Annotated in this window: 10 protein-coding genes; 3 read left to right on the top strand and 7 right to left on the bottom strand. The window is 73.0% G+C overall.

The annotated features are described in order from the left end of the window. The gene (locus tag ACZ7JA_RS05315; RefSeq protein ID WP_351665139.1) at nt 1-993 is read right to left on the bottom strand and encodes a carbohydrate ABC transporter permease; all 993 of its coding nucleotides are present in this window, start codon (nt 991-993) and stop codon (nt 1-3) included. A 420-nt stretch (nt 994-1,413) separates the two neighbouring features. Further along, a complete protein-coding gene (locus tag ACZ7JA_RS05310; protein WP_351665140.1) occupies nt 1,414-2,736 on the bottom strand; it encodes an ABC transporter substrate-binding protein in 1,323 nt (440 codons plus the stop codon). 495 nt (nt 2,737-3,231) lie between these two features. Here ACZ7JA_RS05310 and ACZ7JA_RS05305 point away from each other — a divergent pair, with 495 nt between their 5' ends. Beyond that, nucleotides 3,232-4,269 (top strand): LacI family DNA-binding transcriptional regulator, encoded by a 1,038-nt coding sequence (locus tag ACZ7JA_RS05305; RefSeq protein ID WP_351665141.1) that lies wholly within the window; start codon nt 3,232-3,234, stop codon nt 4,267-4,269. A gap of 697 nt (nt 4,270-4,966) precedes the next feature. Next, entirely contained in the window at nt 4,967-6,397 is a 1,431-nt protein-coding gene (locus tag ACZ7JA_RS05300; protein ID WP_470807260.1) for a GH1 family beta-glucosidase, read from the top strand. 128 nt (nt 6,398-6,525) lie between these two features. Here the strand turns inward: ACZ7JA_RS05300 and ACZ7JA_RS05295 are convergent, their stop codons facing one another. The 3 genes from ACZ7JA_RS05295 to ACZ7JA_RS05285 all read right to left on the bottom strand — a co-directional run bounded on the left by ACZ7JA_RS05295 (nt 6,526) and on the right by ACZ7JA_RS05285 (nt 10,233). Next, nucleotides 6,526-7,980 carry a glycoside hydrolase family 18 protein gene (locus ACZ7JA_RS05295; RefSeq protein ID WP_470807258.1) on the bottom strand — a complete coding sequence of 485 codons (1,455 nt, stop codon included), beginning with the start codon at nt 7,978-7,980 and terminating at the stop codon, nt 6,526-6,528. Between the two features lie 175 nt (nt 7,981-8,155). Continuing rightward, a complete protein-coding gene (locus ACZ7JA_RS05290) occupies nt 8,156-9,529 on the bottom strand; it encodes a sensor histidine kinase (RefSeq protein ID WP_389299118.1) in 1,374 nt (457 codons plus the stop codon). Continuing rightward, nucleotides 9,526-10,233, bottom strand: a complete 708-nt coding sequence (locus ACZ7JA_RS05285) for a response regulator transcription factor (RefSeq protein WP_389299116.1) — start codon at nt 10,231-10,233, stop codon at nt 9,526-9,528. The genes ACZ7JA_RS05290 and ACZ7JA_RS05285 overlap by 4 nt, the downstream gene beginning before the upstream one ends. Before the next feature lie 99 nt (nt 10,234-10,332). Between ACZ7JA_RS05285 and ACZ7JA_RS05280 the strand changes: the two genes are divergently transcribed. Then, the gene (locus ACZ7JA_RS05280) at nt 10,333-10,854 is read left to right on the top strand and encodes a hypothetical protein (RefSeq protein WP_470807256.1); all 522 of its coding nucleotides are present in this window, start codon (nt 10,333-10,335) and stop codon (nt 10,852-10,854) included. 30 nt (nt 10,855-10,884) lie between these two features. On the opposite strand, the gene ACZ7JA_RS05275 is transcribed toward ACZ7JA_RS05280, so the two are convergent. Together ACZ7JA_RS05275 and ACZ7JA_RS05270 are read right to left on the bottom strand one after the other, a co-directional pair. Beyond that, nucleotides 10,885-11,754: a spermidine synthase gene (locus tag ACZ7JA_RS05275; RefSeq protein ID WP_351665147.1), complete on the bottom strand. Its 870-nt coding sequence runs from the start codon at nt 11,752-11,754 to the stop codon at nt 10,885-10,887. A gap of 34 nt (nt 11,755-11,788) precedes the next feature. Then, entirely contained in the window at nt 11,789-12,199 is a 411-nt protein-coding gene (locus ACZ7JA_RS05270; RefSeq protein WP_351665148.1) for a hypothetical protein, read from the bottom strand. Nucleotides 12,200-12,375 lie beyond the last annotated feature (176 nt).

Here is a 12,375-nt window from a genome sequence, read left to right as displayed (position 1 = left end):
TCAGGCCGCGCTCTTGCGCACGAACCGGCCGACGATCCAGTTGATCAGGGCGATCAGCAGCAGCAGGACGAGCATCGCCCAGGCCACGGCGGCGGCCGGACCCAGGTGCCCGAGCTTCCAGCCGTAGTTGAAGAGGTAGATGCTCAGGGTTTCGTACTGGTGCTCGCTGCCGCCGATGGACCCGAGCGTTCCGCCCTGCAGCAGCAGCGGCTCGCCGAACAGCTGCATGGAGCCGATGGTCGAGATGACGATGGTGAACAGGATCGTCGGCCGCAGCGAGGGGATCGTCACCTTGCGGAACTGCTGCCACCGGGAGGCGCCGTCGATCGAGGCGGCCTCGTAGAGATCGGTGGGCACGGCCTGCATGGCCGCGAGGTAGATCAGGGCGTTGTAGCCGGTCCAGCGCCAGATCACGATGACCGAGATGGCGATCTTGGACGTCCACTCGCCGTTGCCCCAGTCGATGTTGTCGATGCCGGCGAAGTGCAGCACCCAGTTGAGGATGCCGCCGTCCGCGCGGAAGACGAGGGCGAAGACCAGCGCCGCGGTCGCCACCGAGGTGGCGTACGGGGTGAGGATGAGGGTGCGCCAGAACGTGCTGGCCCGCAGCTTGTAGTTGAGCAGGTGGGCCAGGCCCAGTGCCACGAGGAGCTGGGGGACGGTCGATATGACGCCGATGACGAAGGTGTTGGCGACGGCGGTCCAGAACTCCGAGTCCTGGAGGATCCGGGAGAAGTTGTCCCAGCCGACCCACTCGGACTGGCCGAGGCTGGTCATCTCGACCCGGTGCAGGGCGATCCAGCCGGTGTAGATCAGCGGGTAGAGCCCGAAGGCGCCGAAGATCAGGAAGAAGGGCGCGATGTAGGCGTAGGGCGACGCCAGGTCGTCGAAGCGCCAGAGCCGGCTGCGCCAGGTGCGGGTGCCGGGCCCGTCGGACACGGTGCCGCCGGGCGGCGGGCTGTACGCGCCCCGGGTGGGGGTTGTTGTTGCCACGGAGGAGTCCTTATCTGCAGGGTTTCGGCCGGATACGGGGCGGGCGCGGCGTCCACCGGACCGCGCGCCGGCCCCCGTCCCGCGCGCCACGGCGGCCGGTACGGTACCGAGCCCCCGGCCTCGCGGCCAGAGCCGGCGTCCCGGATCCGGTCCGCCGGGCCCGGTCCGCCGGGTACGGCTCACGGGCCGGGGGGCCGGGGGTGCGGCCCGCCGGCCGGCGCCGCCGGGGCGCCGCGGCCGGGCCGGTGCCCGGATCCGCCGCCGGGGCGCCGGACGCCGGGCGCCACCGGGCCGGCGGTGCCGCGTCGCCGCCCGTTCACCGGTGGGCCCTCGCGGTCACGGCACCGGCGCGGCGGGGACCCGGCCGGACGCGCGGGCGCGGGGCGGGCGGTCCGAGGGACCTGCCCGCCCCGGCGCGCGTCAGCCGATCGCCTTGTCGATCGTCTCGGTCGCGGCCTTCCATGCGTCGGCGGGCTTGGTGCCCCGCTGCTCCATGTTGTTGATCTGCGTCGAGATCGTGTCCTTGATGACCGCGTCCTTCGGGCCGAGCACCGCCTCGGGGATGGACTTGGCCTCGTCCGCGTAGATCTCGCCGATCGGGGCGTTGTTGAAGTACGGGAGCTTCGCGCTCTTCACGTCGGCCAGGTCGTAGGCGCCCTTGTTGGACGGGAAGACGCCGATCGCCTTGAACACCGCGGCCTGCTGCTCGGGCGCCGTCAGCCACTTGACCAGCTCGGTGGCCTCCTTGACGTGCTTGCCGCCCTGCGGGACCGCGAGGAAGGAGCCGCCCCAGTTGGCCGCGGTGGAGCCGGGCGCGCGGGAGATGTCCCACTTGCCCTTGTAGGCGTCACCGGAGTTGGTGGAGATCTGGCCGGCCATCCACGCCGGGCACGCCACCGTGGCCACGCTGCCCTTGCGCAGCGCCGCCGTCCAGGCGTCGGTGAACTGCGGCAGACCGTGGGTCAGCTTCTTGGACGCGGCCTCGGCGGAGAGGTCCCAGCCCTGCTGCACGGAGGCGCTGTCCTTGTAGACCGGCTTGCCGGAGGTGTCGTAGTACTGCTTGTCCGAGGAGCTGACGACCGCGTTGAACATGGCGCTCGCGGAGTCCATGAAGTAGGTGCCGGACGGCGCCTTCTTCTTGTACTGCTCGCCGAGCTTCAGGTAGTCCTCCCAGCCGCCGGCTATGGCCTTGGCCACGTCCTCGCGGTCGGTGGGCAGGCCCGCCTTCTCGAACAGGTCGCGGCGGTAGCACAGCGACATCGGGCCGATGTCGGTGCCGGCGCCGACCACCTTGCCGTCCTTCGTGGTGGCCTGCTTCTCCTTCCAGGAGACCCAGTTGTTCACGTCGATCGACTTGCTCAGGTCGGCGAACTTGTCCGCCTGGGTGTCGACGACCTCCTTGATACGGCCGACCTCGATACCGGTGACGTCTCCCAGACCGCTGCCCGTGTTCAGCTGCTGAAGGAGCTTGGGGTAGTAGTCCTGCTCGTTGGCGGTGACCTCTTCCTTCACCGTGATCTTCGGGTGGAGCTCGTGGTACTTGGCGAACAGGCCGGCCTCCTTGTAGCCGAACTGCCCGAAGTCGGCCACGGTGAGCGTGATCGAGCCGTCGGACGAGGCGTCCGAGTCGTCGTCGCTGCTGCAGCCCGTCAACAGCAGGGCCGATGCCGTCAGGACCGTGGTGGCCAGGGCCGCCGCTCTGCGACGGCGACCGCCTCCGCCGTCGGTACCGGTGATGCGCATTCCACTACTCCTTGTTCCGGTGGGAAACGGGACCCCAGGAAGCAGACCGCCAAGGGTCGACGGCCCGGACCTGCCCTCTCGATTTCGAGCAGCGACCGGCTCACCGCACAGGACGTGCGATGCAAAGGCGCTGGTCAACGGTGTGTCATGCGAGGTAGAGGGAAAGGTCATCAGTGCTTCATCCGCGCGGGACGGGCCCCGGAGACTTCCCGTGGGACCGCTCCCACGCGGCATGCCGGAAGACTCCTTGCTGCGGGGGCCGGGTGTCAAGACTTGAAAACAGCGTTGTTGCCTGAGCGTGTCCCAGACGTCACGTGAACGTGTCACGAAATCCCCTGCACCACCCTGGACATACGCCCGTCGTCCGATGGATCCACGCTGGTCACAGGGATGATCTTCGTCCGGGTCCGGCGGCCGGCCCGGACGGGGCGGCCGCCGGGGCAACGCGCTGGGACACAATGAAGTGCCCCCCTGCCGCACACCGGAAGGTGAACGATGAGCCACGCCCAGCCGCCCGAAGCACTCGGCGTCCGGCGCCCCACGCTGAACGCCGTGGCCGCTCGGGCCGGTGTCGGCCGTGGCACGGTGTCCCGAGTGCTCAACGGCTCACCCAAGGTGAGCGACCGGTCCCGGGCCGCGGTGGAGAAGGCGATCGCCGAACTCGGCTACGTCCCGAACCGCGCCGCGCGCTCTCTGGCCACGAGCCGTACCGACGCCGTGGCCCTCGTCGTTCCGGAGGCCGAGAGCCGGCTGTTCGCGGAACCGTACTTCTCGGGCATCATCCGGGGCGCCTCCGCCCGGCTCACCCACGCGGGCATGCAGTTGCTGGTGGTGCTCGCGCGCGACGGGAGGAAGCACCGGCGCCTGGCGTCGTACCTGACCGCCCAGCGGGTGGACGGCGTGCTGATGGTGGCGGTCCACCGCGACGACACCCTGCCCGACCTGCTGGACGAGCTGTCGGTGCCCACCGTGCTGGCCGGGCGGCGGGGCGATCCGGAACCGCTCGGCCATGTCCGCGCGGACAACGGCGGCGGCTCCCGCAGCGCGGTGCGGCACCTGCTCGACCGGGGGCGGCGCACCGTCGCCACGATCACCGGGCCCCTGGACATGGACGCGGCCCGGACCCGGCTCGACGGCTACCGCGAGGCGTTGCGGACCGCGGGGGTCGCGGTGGACGAGGAGCTCATCGAGCCGGGCGACTTCACCGAGGAGGGCGGCCGCGCGGCGATGCGCGAGCTGCTGCGCCGGCGCCCGGGGCTCGACGCGGTGTTCGCGGCCTCCGACGTGATGGCCTCCGGGGCGGTGCTCGAACTGCGCGCCGCGGGCCGGCGGATCCCGGACGACGTGGCCGTCGTCGGCTTCGACGACTCCATCGTGGCCCGGCACATCGACCCTCCGCTGACCAGCGTCCGCCAGCCGATGGAGGAGATGGGGCGCGCGATGGCGGACCTGCTGCTGGACGAGATCGCCGGCCGGGCCGGGCGCCGCGAGGTGGTCCTGCCGACCCGGCTGGTCGTACGCGAGTCGGCTTGATCGACGCCGATACGGGGGGATCGGATATCGGGGAGTCGGGCCACGAGCCGGCCTGACCGTCACCGATACGGGAGGGATCGCGCCGCGAGCCGGGAACGGTGCGAGGACCGTAAGCGGAACGGGGCGTGAGCGGTGAAACGGAACCGGTGGCGGGCCGCAGACCAGGGCCGCGCGCCGACACCGGGGCAGGCCGGGCGCACGGGTGAACCGAACCGGCCGCGAGAGGCGGCCGAGCGCGAGAGGCGGCCGAGCGCGAGAGGCGGCCGAGCGCGAGAGGCGGCCGAGCGCGAGAGGCGGCCGAGCGCGAGAGGCGGCCGGGACAGGCGCACGGCCCAAAGCGGGCGCGAGAGACCGGCCGGGGCAGGCGCACGGCATGCACAGGGCCGACCCCGAGCCGTGAGCCGGGCTCGCCGCACGGTACGGACTGGTCCCACCGCGAGCCGAGGCGGACGCGGACCGGGCGCGCGGCGCGGGTTGAGCGCACGCCGTGGAGCGGGCCGGGCGTACCGCGCGCAGTGGGCATCACCCCGAGCCGTGGCCGTGATGGACCCGGGCCGGGCGCACGCCGTAGGCCGGGCCGGGCCGCCGTAATCCGGGACGGGCGCCAGCTGTGAATCCGCGTATCGGACGGGGCGGGGGCTTCCGCATGGGAGCGCTCCCATGCACAATGGGCGCAGCCGATCCGGGGAGTCCTTCCATGACAGAGCCCTTGCCGCCCGCGACCTTCCCGCCCGCCTTCCTCTGGGGCGCCGCGACGTCCGCGTACCAGATCGAGGGCGCGGTACGGGAGGACGGCCGCACCCCTTCCATCTGGGACACCTTCAGCCACACCCCCGGCCGGACGGCGGGCGGTGACACCGGTGACATCGCCGTCGACCACTACCACCGCTACCGCGAGGACGTGGCGCTGATGGCGGAGCTGGGCCTGACCGCCTACCGCTTCTCCGTCTCCTGGCCCCGGGTGCAGCCGACCGGCCGGGGACCCGCGGTGCAGGTGGGCCTGGACTTCTACCGCCGTCTGGTCGACGAGCTGCTGGAGCACGGCATCAAGCCGGCGATCACCCTCTACCACTGGGACCTGCCCCAGGAACTGGAGGACGCGGGCGGCTGGCCGGAGCGGGACACCGCCCACCGGTTCGCCGAGTACGCGCGGCTGGTCGGCGAGGCGCTCGGCGACCGGGTGGAGCAGTGGATCACCCTGAACGAGCCGTGGTGCAGCGCCTTCCTGGGCTACGGCTCGGGCGTGCACGCCCCCGGTCGCACCGACCCGGCGGCCGCCCTGCGCGCGGCCCATCACCTCAACCTGGCGCACGGCCTGGGCGCGGCCGCGCTGCGTTCGGTGCTGCCGGCCGGCAACCAGATCGCGCTCAGCCTCAACTCCTCGGTGGTGCGCCCGCTCACCCAGAGCCCGGCCGATCTCGCGGCGGCCCGCCGGATCGACAACCTGGCCAACGGCGTCTTCCACGGCCCGGTCCTGCACGGCGCCTACCCGGAGACCCTGTTCGCCGAGACCGCCTCGGTCACCGACTGGTCGTTCGTGCTCGACGGGGACCTGCGCACGATCAGATCGCCGCTCGACGCGCTGGGCCTGAACTACTACACCCCGACCCTGGTCTCCGCGTCGGACGGCCGGGTCGCCGGCCCGCGGGCGGACGGGCACGGCGCCGGTGAGCACTCCCCCTGGCCGGCCGCCGACGACGTGCTGTTCCACCAGACGCCCGGCGAGCGGACCGAGATGGGCTGGACCGTCGACCCGACCGGGCTGCACGAGCTGATCATGCGCTACTCGCGCGAGGCGCCGGGCCTGCCGCTGTACATCACGGAGAACGGCGCGGCCTACGACGACAAGCCCGACGCCGAGGGACGGGTGCACGACCCGGAGCGCATCGCCTATCTGCGCGGCCACCTGGCGGCGGTCCGCCGGGCCGTCGCCGACGGCGCCGACGTGCGCGGCTACTACCTGTGGTCCCTGATGGACAACTTCGAGTGGGCGTACGGCTACGGGAAGCGGTTCGGCGCGGTGTACGTCGACTACCCGACGCTGGAGCGCACCCCGAAGTCGAGCGCCCTCTGGTACGGCGAGGCGGCGCGGACCGGGACGCTGCCGGCGGCGGAGCCGGTGGCCTGAAAGACCGTCCGGTGTCCGGGGGGCCGGACGGCGTGGGCGCGGCGCCCGGATAGGGGGTGCCGCGCCCACGTCATGCCGACGTACCCGGCCGGTGGGCCGGTGTAGCCGCTGCGCCCGGTGCGGCCGGGTCAGTTGAAGGCGCCGAAGGCCTTGGCGAAGGCGAACTTGTCCTGGGTGACGGAGCTGCAGGTCGCGTCGTCGGTGGGCTTGGTGCCGCCGTCGCACTGCTTGTCGCGGGTCGCGGACCACATGGAGAGCCAGCCGAGGCCCTTGGACTTGGCGAAGTTCACGAGCTGGGTGGCGTCGTCGACCTTGAAGACCTCGGCGGAGACGTCGTTGACGCCGATCATCGGGGTGACCGCGACCGTCTTCCAGGCGGCCTGGTCGGACAGCCCCAGCACGCTCTTGACCTGGGCCTGCGTGGCGGTGGCGGCCTGCTCGGCGTAGGTGCCCATGTCGCCGTTGTACGCGGGGCCGTAGTCCATCGCCATGATGTTGACGGTGTTGATCCGCACACCGTTGGACTTGGCGTTGGACAGGAGGTTCACGCCGTCCTGGGTCAGGCCCTCGGGCATCACCGGCAGGGTGAAGGAGACGTCCAGGCCGGGGTGCTGGGCCTGGAGCTTGGCGATGGCCTGGGCGCGGCGGGTGTTGGCCGCGGTGTCGGGCAGCGCGCCGCCCTCGACGTCGAAGTCGACCTTGGTCAGCTTGAAGGCGTCCACGGCCTTGCCGTACGCGGCGGCCAGGGCGTCCGCCGAGGAGCAGGTGGTGGCCAGCTCCGAGCCGGAGGCGCCGCCGAAGGAGACCCGGACGTCACCGCCCTTGGCACGCAGGGAGCCTATCTGCGCGGCCACCGCGTCGCCGGTGAGGTCGGTGACGCCGCCCCACTTGGGGGTGCAGCCGCCGCCGTCGGTGACGAAGGCGAGGTTGAAGTTCTTCACGCCGGTCGCGTCGGCGGCGGCGAGGAGGTCGAAGGCGGGGTAGAGGGACGTGTCCACGTAGGGGGCGAAGCCGGCCGAGGCGGTGGTGCCGGTGCCGGTGCTCTGCGTGGGGGTCGGGGTCGCGCTCTGGCCGGGGGTGGCGCTCTGGCTCGGGGTCGCGCTGGGGGCCGGGGTCTGGGTCTGGGACGGGCGGCCGCTCGGTTCGGGGGTGGCGCCGCCGTCCGCGGAACACTGGGCGTCGTCGACCCGGCAGCCCGTCGGGTCGCCCGTGCCGTCGACCACGAAGCCGACGGTGACCGACTTGCCCGCGGCCAGGCCGTCCGTGTCCCACTTCGCGGGCTTCACGGTGACGTGCTGACCGCTGACGGTGGATTCGCCGTTCCACAGGGAGCTGAGCCTGGCGCCCGCCGGGAGGTCGAACTCCAGCGTCCAGGTCTTCTCCGTCCCGCCGCTGTTGTTGGTGACGACGTACTGCGCGGTGTAGCCCGTCGACCAGTCGCTCGTCCTGGTGTACGCGGCGTTGACCCCCGCGGCGTTCGCCGTACCGGTGAGCACGAGGGCGCCGCCGCCGATCACCGCCGCGGCCACCACGGAGCCGATCGCCTTGTTCCTGCCACTGATCCTGCGCCGGTGCGTGCTCATGCGCGTGCCTGCCTTCGCTGTTCACGGGGGGTGGGGTGCGGCAGCACGCTAGCGAGCCGGAATCGGGCAAACGGGCCTATGGGGACGGCGGTCGCGGTCCTTAGGGTGCGCTTAAGGAAGGGATCGGGGGCGGTTAAAGGTCGAGACCAATCCGTGGTCCGGTGCGGACGGAGCGTCAGCGGGCGGTGGCCGTCCGACGGCGTCCGCGCACGCTCCCCCGGTGCCCCCGACCGGCCGGCTTGCGTCCGTCGAGCTGGAACCAGATGCGCACCTCGGTCCCGCCCAGCACCGAGGAGCCGATGCGCACATCGCCGCCGGTGGCCTCGGCGAGGCGGCGCACGATGTCCAGGCCCAGCCCGGTCGAGCCCGCGCTGCCGGAGCCGCGGCCGCGGGCCATCGCCGCGTCGGGGTCGGGTATGCCGGGGCCCGCGTCGGAGATCAGCACGATCACCGCGTCCTCCGCGTTGTGCACGTCGACCGCGAAGGCGGTGCCCTCGGCGGTGTGCCGGAAGACGTTGCCGAGCAGCGCGTCGAGGGCGGCGGCCAGGTCGGCGCGGGCCACGGGTATGCGCACCGGCCGCTCGACCCCGGCCACCCGCCACTTGCGGCCCTCGTCCTCGGCCAGCGCGGACCAGAACTCCATGCGCTCGCGCACCACTTCGGCCGCGTCGCAGCCGGCGCCCGGCCCGGCGGCCGCCGTCTGCGGCTTGGCCTCCCGTGCGGTGCGGATGATGGTGTCGACCTCGCCCTCCAGTTGGGCGACGGCCGCCCGGGTCTGGTCGGCGGCGGGCCCGGCGCCGAGGGAGGCCGCGTTCAGCCGGAGCACGGTCAGCGGAGTGCGCAGCCGGTGCGACAGGTCGGCCGCCAGCTCGCGCTCGTTGGCGAGCAGTTGGACGACCTGGTCGGCCATGGAGTTGAACGCGACCGCCGCGAGCCGCAGTTCGGTCGGACCGTCCTCCGGCACCCGGGCGCCCAGCTTGCCCTCGCCCAGCTCGTGCGCGCCCTCGACCAGCCGCCTCGCGGGCCGCACCATGCGCACCCCGAGCCGGTCGGCGACCGCGACCGAGCCGACGATCAGCGCGAGTCCGACCGCCGCGAGCACCGCCCAGGCGGTGCCGACCCCGTTGCTCGTCTCGGACTCGGGCACGTAGACCTCGACCACCGCGATTCCGGAGCCGAGCGCGACCGGCTGCAGCAGCGTGGAGCCGCCGGAGACGGAGGTGGTGGAGGCGCGGCCCAGCCTCCGTACGGCCGCGATGTCCTTGTCAGCGGCACGCTGCCGGCCGAGGTCGAGCGCTCCGCGGGCCCCGTCGGCGGGCAGGTGCACGGCCATCCCGGAGTCGTCGCCGGCCGAGGCCACCACCCGTTCCAGCTTGTCCCGGTCGGTGGTGATGGACAGCGCGGGGGCGACCGCGGCGGCCTCCCGCTCGGCGTTGGAGTACGCCCGGTCGCGGGCCATCTCCTTCACGACCAGTCCGAGCGGTACGGCGAAGGCCACCACGACCATGGTGGTGACCGCGAGGCACACCTTGACCAGAGCCCATCTCATCGCGGCGGCTCCCCTCCCCCGGGCGGCTCCAGCTTCACGCCGACACCCCGGAGGGTGTGCAGGTAGCGCGGCCGGGCCGCGGTCTCCCCCAGCTTGCGGCGCAGCCAGGACAGATGGACGTCGATCGTCTGGTCGTCGCCGTAGGACTGCTGCCAGACCTCGGCGAGGAGTTCCCTGCGGGCCACGACGACTCCGGGGCGGCCGGCCAGGAAGGCGAGCAGGTCGAACTCACGGCGGGTCAGGTCCAGTCGCATGCCGTCCAGTTCGGCCTGACGGCGCAGCGGGTCGACGGTGAGCCCGCCGACCCGCAGGACGCTGGAGGGCGGCGCCTCCCCGCCGGTGGCCCGGGCCCGGCGCAGCACGGCCGCCATGCGGGCCGCCAGGTGCTCGACCGAGAACGGCTTGGTCAGGTAGTCGTCCGCCCCCGCGTTGAGCAGGCGGACGATCTCCGCCTCGTCGTCCCGCGCGGTGGCGATGATGACGGGCACGTCGGTGATGCCGCGCAGCATCTTCAGGGCCTCGGAGCCGTCCAGATCGGGCAGTCCGAGGTCCAGGATGACCACGTCGAAACGGAGATGGGCGACCTCGCGCAGCGCCTCCAGCGCCGTACCGACGCTGCGCACGGTGTGGGAGGCGTCGGTCAGGTGCCGGATGAGCGCCGAGCGTACGAACTGGTCGTCCTCGACCACGAGCACACTTGCCATGCGCCGCACCGTACGCCATGCGGCCGATGCCGGTGTCCCGCCTGTGGACAACCGGGGACGCGTGCGCACCGCGGTGCCCCTGGGGCAGTATGGCCCGCGATGCGCAGAGGACTCGTACACGTACTGGCCTGGCTGCTCGCCACGGGCGCGGCGGTCACGCTGTCGTGGTGGGGTGTGCACACGGTCATGGCCGGCACGGCGTACGACCCGCCGCGTGCCCTGCCGATCACGGCGGCCGACACCACCGCCCAGGGCTCGAAGCCGGTGGGTTCGCCGACCGCCCGGCCGCCCCGGTCCCAGAGCCCGTCGGCCGAGCCGCCGACCCCAACGCCCTCCCGGGCCCCGTCGTCCCGCGCCGCCGCCCCCGGCCCCTCCGCCTCCGCGGGCCCCACCGCCGCCGGCCGGGTCAAGGCGTACGACACCGACGGCGGCCGGGCCGTCTTCGACCTGGGCAAGGCCGACGCGACGCTCGTCTCGGCCACCCCGGGCACCGGCTGGTCGATGCAGGTGTGGAAGACGGAGAGCTGGATCCGGGTGGAGTTCGGCCGGGACGCCGACCGGGTGTCGGTGTTCTGCACCTGGCACGACGGCCCGCCCCGCGTCGAAGTCGGCACCTACTGACGGCGCTTCGGCGGCGGGCCGGGCAGGCGGTCAGTGGAAGACGGAGGGCGGCGGGGCCGGGGAGGCCACCGCCGCCTCGTCCGTGACGGGCACGGCGCCGCCGGTGAAGTCGGTGAGCTGCCTGCCGTGTTCGACCCGGGCGGAGTGCGGGTCGGAGGCGGCGCGGCGGGTGAGTTCGGCGAGCGGCAGCGGCAGCGCGGAGGCGGCCAGGACGGCGTTGCCGAAGCGCTTGCCGCGCAGCACGGCCGGGTCCGCGATCAGGGCGAGTTCCGGGAAGCGGGCTGCTGCGGTGGCTATCTGACCGCGCAGGTGGGCGAGCGGCGGGCCGTCGGCGATGTTGGCCGCGTAGACGCCGGAGGGTTTCAGGGCCCGGCGGACCTCGTCCAGGAACTCGGTGGAGGTGAGGTGGGCGGGGGTCCGGGCGCCGCTGAAGACGTCGGCGATGATCAGGTCGGCCCAGCCGTCCGGGACCTTGGCCAGGCCCTCGCGGGCGTCCGCCGACCGCACCCGTATCCGCGCGTTGGGATCCAACGGCAGTTCGCGCCGCACCAGTTGCACGAGGGCCGCGTCCCGCTCGACGACCTGCTGGGTGGAGCGGGGCCGGGTGGCGGCGACGTAGCGGGCGAGCGTGAGGGCGCCACCGCCCAGATGCACGGCGTGCACCGGCCGGCCGGACGGCGCGGCGAGGTCGATGACATGGCCGAGCCGGCGCTGGTACTCGAAGGAGAGGTACGCGGGGTCGTCCAGGTCGACGTGCGACTGGGGCGCCCCGTCGATCAGCAGGGTCCGGGCGCGGGGGCGGTCGGGGTCGGGCACGAGCTGTGCGAGCCCGCCGTCGACGGTCTCCGTGACGGCCTGCGCGTCGGCCGGTCTGCGCCGGTTGTTCCTGGACCTGCCCATCGGTCCATCTTCGCAGGCGCCCCGGACGGCCGCCTCACCGGCAGTTGTCGGCCGCCTCGATCATCCGGGCCGCCTCCCCGAGGGCCCGGCGCAGCACCGCGGGGTCGGTCGCGAGGTCGGCCCCGCCGGGCGGCAGCAGCCAGTCCGAGCCCTCCACCGGCGGCTCGGGGTTGAGCCTGAGCCCGCGTCCGTCGGTCTCCGTGCAGGTGCTGCCCGGCACGTCCCAGCCGGCGGCGGTGCCGGCGGGGACCAGGAAGCCGAGGGTGTCGCAGCCGTCGTCGTGCAGCACGGGGCCCACGGTCTCGGGCGCGCCGCGCCGGAGGATGTCGACGGCCTCCAGCCCCTGCCGGGCCGGCACCGTCACGAGTTCGCAGGTCGCGTCACCCTCCGCCGCGGACGGTGGCGCGCCCGGTGTACAGGGATCGTTGCTCTGGCTGGTCTCCATGCCGGCCTCCACCACGCTGCACGTTTGCGGTCCGTGCAGTCCAACGCGCGACCGCGTCAACGGCTACGGCGCAAGTGCGCCGCAAAGGATGGCAGTTCATGGCAGATCGTGGATGAGATATCCGTTTTGTAGCTAAACACTGCGTGGCGGGTCCGACACAGCGGGTACGTTCGTGC

The organism is Streptomyces sp. NPDC038135, assembly GCF_055601245.1.
Note: the sequence above shows the minus strand (reverse complement) of the source record. Positions and strands in the feature narration are given on the sequence as shown.